Source organism: Bordetella ansorpii (assembly GCF_900078315.1).
Lineage (GTDB): Bacteria > Pseudomonadota > Gammaproteobacteria > Burkholderiales > Burkholderiaceae_B > Bordetella > Bordetella ansorpii.
In genome coordinates this window covers 211,801-227,223 of sequence record NZ_FKBS01000017.1, presented here as the reverse complement: position 1 = coordinate 227,223, position 15,423 = coordinate 211,801, and the positions used below count along the sequence as shown (strand labels likewise).

General features: G+C 67.6%; 16 protein-coding genes. 6 read left to right on the top strand and 10 right to left on the bottom strand.

From position 1 onward, the window contains the following. The first annotated feature begins 7 nt into the window (after positions 1–7). The 5 genes from A7W11_RS16045 to A7W11_RS16025 all read left to right on the top strand — a co-directional run bounded on the left by A7W11_RS16045 (position 8) and on the right by A7W11_RS16025 (position 4,153). The gene (locus A7W11_RS16045; RefSeq protein WP_066415073.1) at positions 8–826 is read left to right on the top strand and encodes a methionine ABC transporter ATP-binding protein; all 819 of its coding nucleotides are present in this window, start codon (positions 8–10) and stop codon (positions 824–826) included. Beyond that, positions 827–1,492 carry a methionine ABC transporter permease gene (locus tag A7W11_RS16040; RefSeq protein ID WP_066415070.1) on the top strand — a complete coding sequence of 222 codons (666 nt, stop codon included), beginning with the start codon at positions 827–829 and terminating at the stop codon, positions 1,490–1,492. It abuts the gene before it with no gap. 43 nt (positions 1,493–1,535) lie between these two features. Beyond that, positions 1,536–2,363 (top strand): MetQ/NlpA family ABC transporter substrate-binding protein, encoded by an 828-nt coding sequence (locus A7W11_RS16035; protein WP_066415068.1) that lies wholly within the window; start codon positions 1,536–1,538, stop codon positions 2,361–2,363. Positions 2,364–2,440: 77 nt separating this feature from the next. Continuing rightward, positions 2,441–2,656 (top strand): TOBE domain-containing protein, encoded by a 216-nt coding sequence (locus A7W11_RS16030; protein WP_066415066.1) that lies wholly within the window; start codon positions 2,441–2,443, stop codon positions 2,654–2,656. 186 nt (positions 2,657–2,842) lie between these two features. Then, on the top strand, positions 2,843–4,153 hold the full coding sequence (locus tag A7W11_RS16025; protein WP_066416101.1) for an acyl-CoA thioesterase/bile acid-CoA:amino acid N-acyltransferase family protein: 1,311 nt from the start codon (positions 2,843–2,845) through the stop codon (positions 4,151–4,153). 275 nt (positions 4,154–4,428) lie between these two features. Here A7W11_RS16025 and A7W11_RS16020 read toward each other — a convergent pair whose 3' ends face one another. From A7W11_RS16020 to A7W11_RS15975, 10 genes are all read right to left on the bottom strand, one after another. Further along, a complete protein-coding gene (locus A7W11_RS16020) occupies positions 4,429–5,214 on the bottom strand; it encodes an ABC transporter permease (RefSeq protein ID WP_066415064.1) in 786 nt (261 codons plus the stop codon). 3 nt (positions 5,215–5,217) lie between these two features. Continuing rightward, positions 5,218–5,997: an ABC transporter ATP-binding protein gene (locus tag A7W11_RS16015; protein ID WP_066415061.1), complete on the bottom strand. Its 780-nt coding sequence runs from the start codon at positions 5,995–5,997 to the stop codon at positions 5,218–5,220. Continuing rightward, positions 5,994–7,085, bottom strand: a complete 1,092-nt coding sequence (locus tag A7W11_RS16010) for an ABC transporter substrate-binding protein (protein WP_066415058.1) — start codon at positions 7,083–7,085, stop codon at positions 5,994–5,996. The genes A7W11_RS16015 and A7W11_RS16010 overlap by 4 nt, the downstream gene beginning before the upstream one ends. 213 nt (positions 7,086–7,298) lie before the next feature. Next, the gene (locus tag A7W11_RS16005; protein WP_066415054.1) at positions 7,299–8,825 is read right to left on the bottom strand and encodes a class I adenylate-forming enzyme family protein; all 1,527 of its coding nucleotides are present in this window, start codon (positions 8,823–8,825) and stop codon (positions 7,299–7,301) included. A gap of 31 nt (positions 8,826–8,856) precedes the next feature. Further along, positions 8,857–9,282, bottom strand: a complete 426-nt coding sequence (locus tag A7W11_RS16000) for a PaaI family thioesterase (RefSeq protein WP_066415048.1) — start codon at positions 9,280–9,282, stop codon at positions 8,857–8,859. A gap of 115 nt (positions 9,283–9,397) precedes the next feature. After that, complete coding sequence (locus tag A7W11_RS15995; protein WP_218188610.1) at positions 9,398–10,402, bottom strand: zinc-binding dehydrogenase; 1,005 nt, start codon at positions 10,400–10,402, stop codon at positions 9,398–9,400. A 36-nt stretch (positions 10,403–10,438) separates the two neighbouring features. Continuing rightward, positions 10,439–11,425 carry an ABC transporter substrate-binding protein gene (locus tag A7W11_RS15990; RefSeq protein WP_066416098.1) on the bottom strand — a complete coding sequence of 329 codons (987 nt, stop codon included), beginning with the start codon at positions 11,423–11,425 and terminating at the stop codon, positions 10,439–10,441. A gap of 20 nt (positions 11,426–11,445) precedes the next feature. Beyond that, a complete protein-coding gene (locus A7W11_RS15985) occupies positions 11,446–12,231 on the bottom strand; it encodes an ABC transporter permease (RefSeq protein WP_066415041.1) in 786 nt (261 codons plus the stop codon). Continuing rightward, on the bottom strand, positions 12,228–13,022 hold the full coding sequence (locus A7W11_RS15980; RefSeq protein ID WP_066415038.1) for an ABC transporter ATP-binding protein: 795 nt from the start codon (positions 13,020–13,022) through the stop codon (positions 12,228–12,230). Before A7W11_RS15980 ends, A7W11_RS15985 begins: the two co-directional genes overlap by 4 nt. Then, positions 13,019–13,771: a GntR family transcriptional regulator gene (locus tag A7W11_RS15975; protein ID WP_066415033.1), complete on the bottom strand. Its 753-nt coding sequence runs from the start codon at positions 13,769–13,771 to the stop codon at positions 13,019–13,021. Before A7W11_RS15975 ends, A7W11_RS15980 begins: the two co-directional genes overlap by 4 nt. A 402-nt stretch (positions 13,772–14,173) precedes the next feature. Between A7W11_RS15975 and A7W11_RS15970 the strand changes: the two genes are divergently transcribed. Then, positions 14,174–15,367 carry an acetyl-CoA C-acyltransferase gene (locus tag A7W11_RS15970; protein WP_066415022.1) on the top strand — a complete coding sequence of 398 codons (1,194 nt, stop codon included), beginning with the start codon at positions 14,174–14,176 and terminating at the stop codon, positions 15,365–15,367. The last annotated feature ends 56 nt before the right edge of the window (positions 15,368–15,423 follow it).

The window sequence follows — 15,423 nt, the reverse complement described above, 5'->3', positions numbered from 1 at the left end:
GCCTCCCATGCATGAACACGGCCTGTCCCTGGCCCCGTCGGTCGCCCCGATCGCGCCGCCACCCCTGATTCAACTGGACCGCGTCAGCAAGCGTTACGTCGGCCGCGAGGGCAGCTTCGACGCGGTGCGCGACGTGTCGCTGTCGATCCGTGCGGCCGACACCTTCGGCATCATCGGCAAGAGCGGCGCGGGCAAGTCCACGCTGCTGCGCCTGATCAACCTGCTGGAGCGGCCAGACACCGGGCGCGTGCAGGTGGCGGGCACGGAGTTGACCACCTTGCGCAAGCGCGAACTACGCCGTGCGCGGCAATCCATCGGCATGATCTTCCAGCAGTTCAACCTGCTGCAGAACCTGACGGTATTCGACAACGTGGCCTTTCCGCTGCGGGTGCACGGCGTGCGCGACCGCCAGCGGATCGATGCGCGCGTGGCGCGCTGCCTGGAGATCGTGGGGTTGATAGACAAGCGCGGCAGCCACCCCGCGCAGTTGTCGGGCGGCCAGAAACAGCGCGTGGCGATCGCGCGGGCACTGGTCAGCGAACCCGCGGTGCTGCTGTGCGACGAGCCGACCTCGGCGCTGGACCCCGAGACCACGCGCTCGGTGCTGGGCGTGCTGCGCGACATCAATCAGCGGCTGGGCGTGACCATCGTGATCGTCACCCATGAACTGGCCGTCGTGCGTGCCCTGTGCCGCCATGTGGCGGTGATGGAAGCGGGCAGGGTGGTGGAGCAGGCCGAGATCTCGCGGGCCGGCGTCACGCTGCATACCGCACTTGGCCGGGAACTGGTCCGCGAAGCCGCGCATCCCTACGAAGAGGTGGCCTGAATGGTCGAGACTTTCGTGCAACTGCTGCCCGAACTGGCCGTGGCCTGCGGGCAGACCTTCCTGATGCTGGGCATCGCGCTGGCGGCCTCCCTCCTGATCGGCGGGCCGCTGGGCGTGCTGCTGTTCCTGACCGGCCCGGGGCAATCGCTGGCGCATCCCCTGGTGCATCGCGGCGTGGGCTGGGTGGTGAACGTGGTGCGTTCCTTCCCGTTCATCATCCTGCTGGTGGCGCTGGTGCCGTTCACGCGGATCATCGCGGGCACCTCCATCGGCCCCACCGCGGCGGCCGTGCCGCTGTCGTTCGCCGCCATCCCGTACTTCGCCCGGCTGGTCGAACAATGCCTGCGCGAAGTGCCGCGCGGCGTGATCGAGGCGGCCCACGCGGCCGGCGCCTCAGAGTGGCAGATCGTGTGGCGCGTGCTGGTGGTCGAGGCGCGTTCGGGCCTGGTGCTGGCCCTGACGGTGCTGTCGGTCAGTTTTCTTTCCTATTCCGCGGTGGCGGGCGTGGTGGGCGGCGGCGGCATCGGCGACCTGGCCATCCGCTACGGCTATTACCGCTTCCAGACCGATGTGATGGTCATCACCGTGGCGCTGCTGGTGGTGCTGGTGCAGATCCTCCAGTTCGCCGGCACCACGGTGGCGCGCCGCATCGACAAGCGTGGATGAATGATTCCTGCCGCCGGGACGGCGGCGCCCTACGGAGAATGGCATGCAATCCCTTCTGAAGACCCTGCTGGCCGCCGGCGTGCTGGCGGCGATGGCGGCCACCGCAATGGCGGCCGACCCCGACAAGCGCGAGATCGTGTTCGGCGCCACCGCCGGGCCGTACAGCGACCAGATCAAGCTGGGCATCAAGCCCATTCTCGAAAAGCAGGGCTATACGGTGAAGATCGTCGAGTTCAACGACTATGTGCAGCCCAATTTCGCGTTGGCGCAAGGTTCGCTGGACGCCAATGCGTTCCAGCACGAGGTCTACCTGAAGAACTTCAGCGCCAAGAACAACCTGGCCCTGTCCGAACTGGTGAAGGTGCCGACCGCGCCCATCGCCATCTACAGCAAGAAATACAAGAGTATCGAGGCCGCGCCGCAAGGCATCAGCGTGGCCCTGCCGAACGACCCGACCAACCAGGCGCGCGCGCTGGTGGTGCTGGAACAACTGAAGTGGATCACGCTGCGCCAGGGCTATGACCCGATCACCGTGTCGGAGAAGGATGTGGCGCAGAACCCCAAGAAGGTGAAGCTGGTGCCGCTGGAGGCCGCGCAGTTGCCGCGTTCGCTGGATGACACCGATTTCTCGTTCATCAATGGCAACTTCGCGCTGGCCTCGGGCCTGAAGCTGACCTCGGCCCTGGCGCTCGAAGACACCACGCCCACCTATCAGAACCTGGTGGCGGTGCGCACCGCCGATCTGGAGAAACCCTTCGTGAAGGACATCGCGGCGGCCTACCGTTCGCGCGAGTTCCTGGCCGTGACCGAGCAATCGTTCGCCGGCTTCGTCAAGACCGACGACCAGCGCAAGCTGAGCGCGGCCAGGTAATGGCCATTGCCTCGTCCGCATTGCGGCGGGCAGGGCGCCATTGCTGAAATCTTTCCCACGTTTACCCGGAGCACACCATGAGCACCCCCGTCATCAACGCCCGCAACCAGTTCCGCGGCAAGATCCGCGAGATCGTCCACGGCCCCGTGCTGTCCGAGCTGGACATCGAGACGCCCGCGGGCACTGTCACGTCCGTCATCACCACGCGTTCCGTGAAGGAGCTCGACCTGCAGGTCGGCACGGAGGTGCTGGCCTTCGTCAAGGCGACCGAAGTGGCCGTCGCAAAGCTCTGATACGTCATGGCGGGGCGGTACGCGGTATTCTTTCCTGGCTATGAGTTCATAGCCAGAAAGTCCGATGTTTCGTCCGTGGCGCGCCATGCGCTGCGGGACAATGATGCGCCGCCGCGCGCGCCCGATCCTGCCGGCGTGTATGCGGCGTGGCTCGTTCCACCGCCTCTTCAGGATTTCCGGATCATCATGCCCGCCGTACACATCACCCCTGCCGTTGCGCTTTCAGACGTTTCCCGCCGCATCACCCTGACCGGCTTTCCGCCGCGCGCCGAGGTCCAGGTGACGGCCACGTCGCGGCAGGCGGATGGCGGCCTGTGGCAGAGCGGCGCGGTGTTCCGTACCGATGCCGACGGGGCGCTGGATCTGTCGGCGGCCGAGCCGCTGTCGGGCAGCTACCAGGGCGTGGATACCAACGGCCTGCTGTGGTCCCAATCTCCGCTGACCACCACGCGTGCCGCAGCCGCCGCGCCCCTGCCCGACGCCATCGGTCCGGGCGAAGCCGTGATCGTGCAGATCGAGGCGGTGGCGGGCGATGCCTCTGCGCAGGCCACCCTGACGCAGCAGTATGCCGCCGAGGGCGTCACGCGGCGCGAGGTGCGCGAGAACGGCCTGGTCGGTTCGCTGTATACGCCGGGCACGCCCGGACCGCACCCTGCCATCGTGGTGATGAACGGCTCGGGCGGCGGCATCAACGAATCCCGCGCGGCCTTGCTGGCTTCGCATGGTTACGCGGCTTTCGCGCTGGGCTATTTCGGCGCCCCGGGCCTGCCTTCGCACATCTCGCAGACGCCGCTGGAATACTTCGAGAAGGGCCTGCAATGGCTGCGCGACAACGTGAAGCCGGCGCATGGCTTCATCGCCGTGTCGGGCCAGTCGCGCGGCGGCGAGCTGTCGCTGTTGCTGGGGGCCACATTTCCTGAACTGGTCTCGGCCGTGATCGGCTACGTGCCCAGTTCGGTGGTGCACGGCGTACTGAACGCGGGCCGTCCGGGCGAGGGCCGCTTCGCGCCCACGTGGATATTGCGCGGCGAGCCCGTCGCGCACGTCTGGCAGGACAACGCCGCGCAGGACTGGTCGGCGGTGGACAGCCTGCCCGAGCCGCGCCGCCAGGCGCAGGCTTTCGTCGAGGCGCAGCGCGATGCGTCCGCCGTGGCCCGCGCGCGCATTCCCGTCGAGCGCATCGCCGGCCCGGTGCTGCTGATCTCCGGCGGCGATGACGGTTACTGGCCGTCCAGCGCCTATTCGCGCGAGGTGGCGCAGTCGCTGCATGCAGCGGGGCATGCGCATCACGTCGAACACCTGGACTATCCGGAAGCGGGCCATGCCATCCAGGCCCCCAACGTGCCCACCACACAGATCGCCAAGCCGCACGCGGTGTCCGGCATCGTGCTGACGGGCGGCGGCACGGCGCAGGCCAACGCGCAGGCCAACGCCGAGTCCTGGCAGGGCGTGCTGCGCTTTCTGAAGGATGCGGTGGAGCGGCGGGCGGCGCGCTGACGATTGGCGCTCGGTCTCCGGGGCGGTTGGGCCGTTCGAGACCGGTGAGGCGGCCGTCTTGGCAAGCCGATAGGGCGTAACTGCAGACACTTTGTTCGGAAGGATTTGGGCGTGCATCGCCCCGGGAAGTTCAACCTCCCGGGGCGATTTCATTTGCGTCGTTGATCTACCGGATTCAGACGGACGTCCTCGACCAGCCCAGGCCCGCGGCCATGCGTGAGCTGAAGACCCTTTTTGCCGTGGCCGGCTAAGCCTGCCGCCCGCAGGCGCAAGCCTCAGCTTTGCGAGGTCCGCGCCCGTTCGGCGCGCTCCGCTTCCCAGAACACCACTTTCCGGTGCACCAGGCGCACGGTCTCGGTGCCGATGATGCCGATGACGGCCAGCAGCACCACCGCCGCGAACATCGTACTGACGTTCATGTTGACCGCCGACGAGCCGATCAGGTAGCCCAGCCCTGCCTCGGACGACACCAGTTCACCCACCACCGTGCCGATCAGAGCCAGCGAGATGCCGATCTGCAGCCCGGCGAAGATGTCGCCCGATGCGGCCGGCAGCTTCACGTGGCGGAACAGGTACCAGCGGCTGGCCGAGAAGGCCTTGCAGGCATCGATCAGGTCCGGGTCCACGCGCCGGATGCCGACGATGGTGTTGACGAACAGCGGAAAGAAGCAGATCAGCACCACCAACACCACCTTCGAGGCGATGCCGAAGCCGAACCAGACCAGGATCAGCGGCGCCAGCGCCACCTTGGGCGTGGCCTGCACCGCCACCAGCACGGGATAGACGAACTTCTCGAAGGTGCGCGATTCGGCCAGCAGCGCGCCGAAGACCAGCGCCAGCACGCTGCCGATGGCATAGCCCAGCAGGGTGGCGTAGACCGTGTAGCCGATGTGCGGCCAGATCGTGCCGTCGGCAAAGCCCGCGACCAGTGCGCGGAACACGGCCTGGGGGCCGGGCAGCACGTAGTCAGGCATGTCGAACGCGATCACGCCGTAGTGCCACACCACGAGGATGACGGCCAGGGTGACCAGGGGATAGGTAAGGTCCAATAGGCGTCGCATGATTCAGTGGGAGAAATGTTGCCGCAGGTGCTGGCAGGCCTGGGCGAACTCGGCCGTGGCCATGGTGTCCATGCTGCGCGGGCGCGGCAGGTGGATGCGGAAGTCCTCGACGATGCGGCCCGGGCGCGCGGACATCACCAGCACGCGGTCCGACAGGAACACGGCCTCGGGAATGCTGTGCGTGATGAACATCACCGATTTCTGGTCGCGCATCCACACGCGCTGCAATTCCAGCATCAGGTGTTCGCGTGTCAGCGCGTCCAGGGCCGAGAAGGGCTCGTCCATCAGCAGCAGGCGCGGATCGCGCAGCAGCATGCGGGCCAGGCCCACGCGCTGCTGCATGCCGCCCGACAGCTCGTTGGGATAGTTGTCGGCGAAGGCCTGCAGGCCCATCAGCGCCAGCAGTTCGCGGGCCCGCTGCCGGGCCTGGTCCAGATCCTGCCCCAGCGTCTCGGCCGGCACGATCACGTTGGCCAGCACGGTCTTCCAGGGCAGCAGCGTGGGCTTCTGGAAGGCGATGCCGATGTCGGGACGCGGCCCGCGCACCGGCTCGCCGGCAATCTCCATGACGCCCGAGGTGGGCGCAAGCAGGCCCGCCGCGATCTTCAGCAGCGTGGACTTGCCGCAGCCCGACGGGCCCAGCAGCGTGACGAACTCGCCCGCGCCGATGCGCAGGTCCACGTCGCGCAGCGCCTCGATGGCGCCGCGCCGCGTGCGGTAGACCAGCGACAGGCGCTGCGTGTCGAGCATGGCGTCGCCTGCCTCGCGGTCGGATTGCGTCATTTGGCCGCCTGTGCCTTGGCGCGCACGGCCGCGGCGTCGAACTTCGAGAATTCCGGCACCAGCGAGTTGTCGAAGATGCGTTCCACCGGAATCTGGTCGGTGTTGAACTCGCCCGCTTCATGCATGGCCGTCACGAAGTTCTTGATGACGGGCAGGTCGAACTGGCCCACCACGCGCGGCTGTCCCTCGGGCGTGCGCAACACCTTGGACATGCGCAGCTTGGCCAGCGAGGCGGCCTGTTCCAGGTTCTTCGCGGCGTCGCCGTCCTTGGGCCTGGACTCGGGCTGCAGGCGCCAGAAGGCTTCCACGCACAGGGTCGGGTTGGCGTCGCAGGCCACCAGCGCCTTGGTGTAGGCCCGGCCGAAGCGGGCCAGCAGCTGCGGATCGTTCTTCAGCGTGTCCTGGTGCGCCACGAAACCGTTGCTGTTCATGCGGCGGAACGTGTCGGGGTAGGGCAGGCGGCGGATCTTGGTGCCGGTCTGCTCCAGCATGGCGTGCCAGATGCTGTTGTAGTTCAGCGCGTCGACACGGCCCTGGCGCAGCGCCAGGAAGCCCGAGCCCAGCACGCCCACGGCGACGATGTCGACGTCCTTGCCTGCCGTCAGGCCCTGCGTGCGCAGCAGCGCGCGGGTGCTGGGGATGGTGCCCCAGGTCAGCGCGCCCACGCCGATCTTTTTGCCTTTCAGGTCGGCGATGGTCTTGATGTCGCTGTCTTCCCGCACGGCCAGTTCGATCTCGTTGGCCGGCGTGGCGTTGTAGAAGTAGGTGACGGGCAGCGGCGTCTTGCCGGTCTCGTACGAGCCCAGCACGGGTTCCGGCAGGGGGAAGCCCACGGTGATCTTCTTGGACGCCACCTGCGGCAGCAGCGCGCCCGCGCCCTGGAACACGATGGTCCTGACCGAGAGGCCCTCTTCCTTGAAGAAGCCCAGTTCATTGCCCAGGGCGTAGACGCCACCGCTGTCGGCGGTCAGCGGAATGGCCAGGCCGACGGTGACCTCGTCTGCCGCTTGCGCGGCGACGCCCGTGCCCGCCAGCAGCAGCGCAGCGCCCAGCGTGGCCAGGCGGCGGGTGTAGGGTTTGTGGATCATGATTGCCTCGATTCGTTCGTGCTCGGATTCAGTGGATGGTGCTTGCATGCGGCCTGCGCGGCCGACCCGCGATGATGAGCGTGCGCGGACATCGCGAGAAGGAACGCTTGCTTGTATGGATGTGCGGATTTCGCATAAGCGCGGGACCGCCATGCGCATGCGCCGCGGGCGGGGCGCCTGGCGCGGGCCGTTGCCGCCGATGGCCGGCCGGGCTCATGCGGTTTCTCCGGGGCGGGCCGCGGGCGATGCGCTCACCAGGGCAAGCGCTTCGTCCTGCAGGCGCTTGCGGTCCAGCTTGTTGGTGGAAGCCAGCGGCAGCGCATCCACGATCCACACGCGGCGCGGATGCTGGTAGGCGGCGGCATTGGCCAGCGTGTACTGGCGGATCTCGTCCTCGGCCAGATGCGCGCCCGCGCGCGGCACCACGAAGGCCACCGGCTTTGCCCCCTTGATGTCATCGGGCACCGGCACGACGCAGGCCTGCTGCACGCCGGGGTGGGTCTCGATGATCTTCTCGACCTCGCCCGGATAGATGTTCTCGCCGCCGCTGACGAACATGTCGTCGCGCCGGCCCACGAAATAATGGAAGCCGTCGTCGTCGCGGCGGAACACGTCGCCCGTGACGTAGTGGCCGTCCTCGGTGAAGGGCGGCTTCAGGTCGGGCCGCTGGTGATAGCCCAGCATCAGGCCGGGGCTTTTCATTTCCAGCATGCCCTGGCCGGGACCGTCTTCCACGCCGCGCGACAGCCGCACCGATACTTGAGGATGCGGGTAACCGATCGACATGGGCGGGGTGGGCAGGCCATCGGGATGCGGGCCGAACACCACCGGCCCGCCCTCGGTCGTGCCATAGGCGTTGATGACGCGGGCATTGGGCAGCATGGCGTGGATCTGCGCCAGCAGGCTGGCGCTGACGGGCGCCGAGCCCATGCGGATGACCTTGACGGAGGACAGGTCGGTCCGCGCCAGCAGGTCGCGCTCGCGCAGCATCATGGCGATCATGGGCGGCACGGCCGTCAGCCAGGTGCAGCGATAGCGTCCGATGCAGCGGATATACGCCTGCGCCGTGAACTGCGGCAGCAGCACGGTCGTGGCATGGCTGGCGATGGACAGGAAGGCCAGCGCCAGCGCGTTCATGTGATACAGGGGCGCGGCGATCAGCGCGCGTTCGTCGGCCAGCGGCGTGGCCTGGCGGCGCGCGTCCACGGTCCACAGATGGCTTTCATGGGACAGCAGTACGCCCTTGGGCTTGCCGGTGGACCCCGAGGTGTACAGCATCAGCGCCACTTCCCGCGGCGCCGGTGCATGGACGGGCTGGTGGCCGGGCCGCAGGAACCGCAGGAAGCCGTCGCCGTCCAGCGGCACCGCGTCCAGCCCCGGCGGCACGCTGTCCTGGCGCGCCGGGTCGTGCAGCACCAGACGCGCGCCGCTGTCGGCCAGCACATAGGCGATGGTCGCCGCCGGAAACTTGAAGTTGACGGGCACCGCGACCAGTCCGGCGCGCATGATGCCCAGCACGGCGGCGACATAGCGCACCGAGTTGGCGGCCAGGAGCGCGATGCGCGCCCCCGGAGGATGCCCGCCTTCCCGCAGGGCCTGCGCCACGCCTTCGGCCAGCTCGTCCAGCTCGGCGTAGGTGCAGGAAGTCTCGTTCAGGTCGGCGTCCACGCCGATCAGCGCGACCCGTTGGGGGTCGGCTGAACGGTCGATGAGATCGCCTAGGTTCCGGGCGCGGTTCATGGTGCTGCCTTGTGCTGGGTTTCCGGGGGACTCAGGCCTTGAGCGTGGCGGTGGAATAGGCGCCGCGGCCGCTGGCCAGCAGCTTGCCGTCGGCGTCATACACCTGGGCCTCGGCCACCGAAATCTGCGAGCCGAACTTCACCACCTTGCCTCGGGCCGTCAGGTCCCCCGGCATCGCCGCGCGGTGATAATCCACGCGCAGATCGATGGTGGGCACGCCGCGCCCCGTATACGACACCAGCGCCCAATCCGCCGTCAGGTCCACCAGCGCCGCCAGGATGCCGCCGTGCGTATACCGCTTGTCCGGGTTCACCACCCACTCTTCGCGCCACTTCGCGCGCAGCTCGATCTCGCCTTCGGACACCGACACCACCTCGATGCCCAGCCACTGGTGATAGGGCCCGCGCGTCAGCCGCGCCTGGATGTCTTCTGTGGAAGGAACAGTGTTTTCGCTCATGGAATTCTCTTCATAAATTACTGGTTCACGCATGCCGCCAAGCGGCAAGCACGACGCATGCGCCCGGTGCTCCGGCGTCGCCCCCTGGGGGGAGGCGCGCAGCGCTTCGGGGGGGTCAAGGATTGACGATGACTTTGCCCAGGACTTCGCGGTCGCGGATCAGGGCCAGGCCGGCCGCCGCGCCTTCCAGCGGCACGGCGCGGTCGATCAGCGGCTTGACGGTGCCTTCGGCGATCATGTCCAGCAGGGCCTTCAGGTTGTCGTCGTAGAAGCTGTTCGAGCCGCGGATGTTCAGCTCGAAGCTCCAGACGTAGCGCAGGTCTTCCTTGGGGTCGTGGCCGGCAGTGGCGCCGCACACCAGCAGCGTGCCGCCGCGCTTCAAGCACTTCAGCGACGGCACCCAGGTGTCGCCGCCCGTGAAGTTGATGACGACGTCCACGCCGCCCTCGTAGTTGCGGCGCTGCGGCTTGCCGTACTGGCCGATGGCCCACTTCGAGAAATCGGTCTCGCGATAGTTGATGACGTGATCGGCGCCCAGTTCCTTCAGGGCCTGCGCCTTGGCGTCGCTGCCGGCGCAGGCGATGACTTCGGCGCCCAGCAGCTTGGCCAGGATGACGCACGCGGTGCCCACGCCGCCACTGGCGCCCAGGATCAGCACGCGGTCGCCCTGCTTGACGGTGTTGTGCGTGATCAGCATGCGGTGGGCCGTGCCGTAGGCCACGGGCAGGGCGGCCGCGTCGTCGAAGCCGACCTTCTCGGGCAGCGCGATCAACTGGCCGGCCGACACCAGGCAGTACTCGGCCATGCCGCCGTCCAGCATCTCGCCCATCAGGCCTTTGGCCTTGTTCAGCGGATTCACCAGCACGCGGTCGCCGGCCTTCCAGCCGTCGACGCCCGCGCCCACCTCGACGATCTCGCCAGCCATGTCCAGGCCGATGACCACGGGCAGCGGCACCTTGATGCCCGGCATGCCCTGCACGGTGAACACGTCGTGGTAGTTGAACGAGGAGGCGCGCACGCGGATCACCACGTGGCCGTCGGTGACGGCGGGCACAGCCTTGTCGGTGACGACGCGCAGTTGGTCCAGGTCGCCGTGCTGGTCGAGCACCAGCGCTTTCATCGTCTTGCTCATGGGAATTCCTTGTCTGTGAGGGCGTTACTTGATGGATTTGGATTGCTGCCAGGGGCCGGTGGCGAACAGGTCGCTCTTCAACTCGCCCTTGATCAGGCCGCTTTCGGCGAATACCCGATGCTGCCGCTTGAGGGTTTCGAGATCGGCCGGCTCGAACGAAATGCGGTACATCTGGTTCCACTGCCCGGCGTACACCCTGGCATCGCTTTCGGGCAGATTGGCTGACTTCTGCAGAATGTTCACCACTTCCGCGTCGTGGCTCTGGGCCCAGGCCAGCGCATTGCGCATGCCGGCGATCGTGCGGGCGACCACCTGGGGGTGGGCCTGCACGAAATCGCTGCGCACCGCGCCGATGCCGATGTAGGGCACCGAGTCGGACTGGGTCAGGCGGCGCCATTCGTCGGCGAAGCTGCCGAGTTTCGTGACTTTCAGATCGGTCAGTTGGGCCACGGTGACCGAACGCAAGGCGGCGGCGTCCACCTGCTTCTGCGCCAGGAACTGTGCCAGGCGCGATTCATTGCCGCCCACCAGCGAGAAGTCGCCGGCCTTGATGCTGTGATTGCCCGCCAGCACGGCGCCGGCGATCACCGCCACCGAGCTGCCGGCGGGCGACATGGCGACCTTCTTGCCGCGCAATTCGTCCAGCGATTTGATGGGCGAGCCCTCGGGCACGACGAACTGCACGTCGGCGGGTTGCGTGGCCGCGAAGATCTTGATGGGCACGCCTTCGGCTGCGCTGCTGAAAACGCCGGCCGCCGGCGCGCCGTAGGCCAGGTCGATGGAGTCGGACGCCAGTGCGCGCAGTGGCGCGTTCACGTCGGGAAAGCGCACGAACTCGACGTCCAGGTTCTGTTGCTTGAGAAACTCGGTGGCCTCGAGAACGGCGCCGAAGCCCAGGCTGACGCCGCTGCTCCAGTAGCCGATGCGCACGCGATCGGCGGCATGGACGGCGCCCGAGGCGAGGGCGGCGACGGCGACCAGCGCCGCGGACAGGGTCTTCTTCAGTTTCATGATCTGCACTCCCAGTGCTTTCAAAGAGGTTTCCAGCGGAACAGGCGGCGTTCCAGGGGCTTCAAGATCCCGCTTTCGATCAGCAGCATCAGCACCACCAGCAGCAGCGTCCAGGCGAACACCTGGTCGGTCTGCACCAGGTCGGCGGCCTGCCGCAGGCGGTAGCCGATACCATCGGACGAGCCCAGCGTCTCGGCCACCAGCGACACGCGCCAGCCGAAGCCGAAGGCCAGGCGCGCGCCCGAGAAGAAGTACGGCAGGATGCTGGGCAGGTAGATCTTGCGCAGCACCTGCGAGCGCGACATGCGGAAGCTGCGGGCCAGCTCGACGTGCTGGCGGTCGACGTTCTGCGAGCCCTGCCATACGTTGGTCAGGATCAGCGGCATGGCGGTCATGAACACCACGAAGACCGTGGTGGCGTTGGAGATGCCGAACCAGATGATGGCGAACACGGCCCAGATGGCGGAGGACACCGTGTTCATCACCGCCAGCAGCGGTTCGAAGAAGCGCGCCAGCGCACGGCTGGAACCCAGCGCCAGGCCCAGCGGCGTGCCGGCCAGCGCGGCCAGCACGAAGCCGGTGACCACGCGCGACATGGTCACGCCGATGTCGTGCAGGAAGCTGTCGGTGCGCGTCAGGTTCCAGAGCGCCTGCAGCACGCGCTCGGGTCCGGGCAGCACGAAGGCGGGCATGCGTTGCGCGGCCAGCAACCAGATCAGCAGGAAGATGGCGGCCAGAGCGGCGCGCTGGGCGACCAGCAGTCCGATGCGGGCGACGGGATGGTGGGTCATCGTGGCGGCGGTCATGGCTGCACCTTCAGTCGAAGCAGCCGCGTCTGTTCGGCGACGTCGCGGTCGGTGGGCACGCGGGGCCGGGGCAGCGGCACGGGTACGATCTCGCGCACTCGGCCCGGCCGGGGCGCCAGCAGCACGATGCGGTCGGCCAGCACCACGGCCTCTTCCACGTCGTGCGTGACGAACAGCACGGTCACACCCTTGATGGCCTGGATGCGCAGCAGTTCTTCATGCATCTGCGTGCGCGTGTGCGGATCCAGCTTGGAGAAGGGTTCGTCCATCAGCAGGATGTCGGGGTCGATGACCAGGCTGCGCGCCAGCGCCACGCGGCTGCGCATGCCGCCGGACAATTGGTGTGGCCAGTGTTTCTCGAAGCCGGCCAGGCCGACCATTGCCAGAGCGGCATCCGCCCGGCGGTGACGTTCGGTCGTCAGGACGCCTTGGGCCTCCAGGCCGAAGGCCACGTTGTCGCGCACGCTGCGCCAGGGCAGCAGGCGGTCCTCCTGGAAGAGATAGGCCATGCGCTGCCAGTCGCGGAAACGCTCGGCGGATTGGCCGTCGATCTCCAGCGTGCCTTCGTCACGCGGCAGTACGCCGGAAATGATGTTCAACAGCGTGCTCTTGCCGCAGCCGGATGCGCCCAGCAGGGCGACGACCTCGCCGCGGCCGACATCGAACGAGATGTCGCGCAGGGCTTCGAGGCCCTCGAAACGCTTGGAGACGCCTTCGACACGCAGCATGGCCGGGGTCGGGGTGCGAAGGGAGGCAGGCGTGGCCTGCGCATGAGCGGCTAGTGCATTCATCGCCAGCTTCCTGGTCCGTTGACGGGAATCGCCGCGCCGGTCTCCGCCAGGCTGGCGTAAAGTTTTTCCAGGGTCATGGCCTGGAATGTCTCGATATGGCGGCGCGCAATGGTTTCCGCGCGCTTGCCATCTCCCTCCGCCAACGCCTCGATCAGCGCGTTGTGGTCATGCTTGATCTCGGGCTTGGTCTTCTGCACGCCGAAGCCCAGCGCCACCAGGCGCGACATCTCGTCCATCAACTGGCCCAGCGTGCGGTGCAGCCGCGCATTGCCGCTGGCCTCGGCCACCGCCAGATGAAAAGCCTTGTTGGCATCCATGAACACGCCGATCTGGTCGGTGAGTTGCAACACCGGGTGCTGCACGCGGCAGGCGGCCTCCAACTCGCGCAGTTTGGCGATGTCGGCGCGGCCCGCGGCCAGCCGCGCGGCCAGGGGTTCCAACTGCACGCGCAGCGTGAAGACCTCTTCGACGTCGCGCAGCAGGATGGGCGAGACCTGATACCCCTTGCGCGGCCGCGACCGCACGAAGCCTTCCTGCGCCAGGCGCGTCAAGGCGATGCGGCAGCTGGTCTTGCGGATGCCGTAGCGCGCCATCAGTTCGGGCTCGGTGACGAAAGCCCCGGGCGGCAACCGGCACGACAGCACGTCGCGGCGGATGCGTACGTAGGCATCGTCGCCAGCGCTCAGGGAGGCTGCCGAATCATCGGATTCGGCATGGGCGTCGAGGGCGGAAAGTTGAATGTCTGACATCGCCGTGGGGCTTTCTCATCGCTGCGTTGAGCGGCTCACAGAAGTGATGAAGTGCGCTTACACCTCGACGATTCTAGGGATGCGATGCGCATATGCGAACGAAGAAAAAAAGCTTTGCATATGTGCGATCAGGCGGTTTTCACGCAGTTGGTGAGCGGCTCAGTTGGGCTGCCCAGCCTGGGGAGCGCACGGCTTCGGGGCATGCCCGGCAACGGTGCGGAGCCTGGCAAAGCCCACGTTCGAGCGGCTTGTCGAGCACATGCCAAGTCTTTATGATGATAATCATCATTTATTTATCGGGACCGAGCATTTTTCGTGCCCGACATCGCCCCAACAAGGGGATGCATCGCGACGCACCTGTGCGGTGCATTCGCCCATTGCCTTTTTCACAAGGAGTGCAGCATGACGAATGAAGATCCCATCGTGATCGTGGCGGCCGCGCGTACCCCGCTGGGCCGTTTCCAGGGCGCGCTGGCGCCGGTTCCCGCGCCCGCGCTGGGCGCCCTTGCCCTGCGCGAGGTGTTGCAGCGCGCGGGCATCGATGCCGCTCGGGTCGATGAGGGATTCATGGGTTGTGTGTTGCCGGCCGGAACCGGACAGGCGCCCGCGCGCCAGGCCATGCGCGCGGCGGGCGTGCCTGATGCGGCGGGCGCCACCACCGTCAACAAGGTGTGCGGCTCGGGCATGAAGGCCGTCATGCTGGCCCACGACGTGCTGCGCGCGGGCTCCGCCGACGTCGTGCTTGCGGGCGGCATGGAATCGATGAGCAATGCGCCGTATCTGCTGGCCAAGGCGCGGGGCGGCTATCGCTACGGACATGACAGGCTGTATGACCATGCCGCGCTGGATGGCCTGGAGGATGCCTACGAGGCTGGCCGCCCCATGGGAGATTTCGGCGAGGCCGCCGCGCAGGCCTATGGCTTCGACCGCGTCCAGCAGGACGCTTACGCGATGCGAACGCTGCAACGCGCGCGTGACGCCGTCCAAGGCAATGTCTTCGCGCAAGAGATCGTTCCTGTGCCCGTGCCTGGCAAGGGTGGCGACACGCTGGTCGCGCAGGATGAGATTCCGCTGCGGGTCTCACCGGACAGAATCCCGTCGCTCAGGCCCGCGTTCCGCGCCGATGGCACGATCACCGCCGCCAGCGCCTCCGCCAATGCCGATGGGGCGGCCGCGCTGCTGCTGACGCGCCGCTCGCTGGCGGTGCGCGATGGGTTGCCGATACTGGCCGAAATCCGGGCGCACGCCACGCACAGCCAGGAACCCGCGTGGTACACCACCGCGCCGATTCCCGCGATCCGCAAGGTGCTGGACCGCGCGGGGTGGCAGGTGGGCGATGTGGATCTTTTCGAGATCAACGAGGCCTTTGCCGTGGTGGCGATGGCCGCGGCGCAGGACCTGGGCATTGCCGCCGATCGGCTGAACGTGCATGGCGGGGCGTGCGCCCTGGGCCATCCCATCGGCGCGACCGGCGCGCGGCTGCTCGTCACGCTCATCCACGCGCTGCGGCAGCGCGGCCTGACGCGCGGCGTGGCGGCGCTGTGCATCGGTGGCGGAGAGGCCACGGCGATGGCGCTGGAGTTGTCGGGGGGCTGAACGCCCGCGATTTGCCGCGGCTTGCCAGCCCGCTGCCTGCGGCGGAAGACCGGAAC

What these genes read in the sequence shown, in the direction of transcription:
- A7W11_RS16045 (WP_066415073.1), top strand. Translation starts at nt 8, where the DNA reads ATGCATGAACACGGCCTGTCCCTGGCCCCGTCGGTCGCCCCGATCGCG.
- A7W11_RS16040 (WP_066415070.1), top strand. Translation starts at nt 827, where the DNA reads ATGGTCGAGACTTTCGTGCAACTGCTGCCCGAACTGGCCGTGGCCTGC.
- A7W11_RS16035 (WP_066415068.1), top strand. Translation starts at nt 1,536, where the DNA reads ATGCAATCCCTTCTGAAGACCCTGCTGGCCGCCGGCGTGCTGGCGGCG.
- A7W11_RS16030 (WP_066415066.1), top strand. Translation starts at nt 2,441, where the DNA reads ATGAGCACCCCCGTCATCAACGCCCGCAACCAGTTCCGCGGCAAGATC.
- A7W11_RS16025 (WP_066416101.1), top strand. Translation starts at nt 2,843, where the DNA reads ATGCCCGCCGTACACATCACCCCTGCCGTTGCGCTTTCAGACGTTTCC.
- A7W11_RS16020 (WP_066415064.1), bottom strand. Translation starts at nt 5,214, where the DNA reads ATGCGACGCCTATTGGACCTTACCTATCCCCTGGTCACCCTGGCCGTC.
- A7W11_RS16015 (WP_066415061.1), bottom strand. Translation starts at nt 5,997, where the DNA reads ATGACGCAATCCGACCGCGAGGCAGGCGACGCCATGCTCGACACGCAG.
- A7W11_RS16010 (WP_066415058.1), bottom strand. Translation starts at nt 7,085, where the DNA reads ATGATCCACAAACCCTACACCCGCCGCCTGGCCACGCTGGGCGCTGCG.
- A7W11_RS16005 (WP_066415054.1), bottom strand. Translation starts at nt 8,825, where the DNA reads ATGAACCGCGCCCGGAACCTAGGCGATCTCATCGACCGTTCAGCCGAC.
- A7W11_RS16000 (WP_066415048.1), bottom strand. Translation starts at nt 9,282, where the DNA reads ATGAGCGAAAACACTGTTCCTTCCACAGAAGACATCCAGGCGCGGCTG.
- A7W11_RS15995 (WP_218188610.1), bottom strand. Translation starts at nt 10,402, where the DNA reads ATGAAAGCGCTGGTGCTCGACCAGCACGGCGACCTGGACCAACTGCGC.
- A7W11_RS15990 (WP_066416098.1), bottom strand. Translation starts at nt 11,425, where the DNA reads ATGAAACTGAAGAAGACCCTGTCCGCGGCGCTGGTCGCCGTCGCCGCC.
- A7W11_RS15985 (WP_066415041.1), bottom strand. Translation starts at nt 12,231, where the DNA reads ATGACCGCCGCCACGATGACCCACCATCCCGTCGCCCGCATCGGACTG.
- A7W11_RS15980 (WP_066415038.1), bottom strand. Translation starts at nt 13,022, where the DNA reads ATGAATGCACTAGCCGCTCATGCGCAGGCCACGCCTGCCTCCCTTCGC.
- A7W11_RS15975 (WP_066415033.1), bottom strand. Translation starts at nt 13,771, where the DNA reads ATGTCAGACATTCAACTTTCCGCCCTCGACGCCCATGCCGAATCCGAT.
- A7W11_RS15970 (WP_066415022.1), top strand. Translation starts at nt 14,174, where the DNA reads ATGACGAATGAAGATCCCATCGTGATCGTGGCGGCCGCGCGTACCCCG.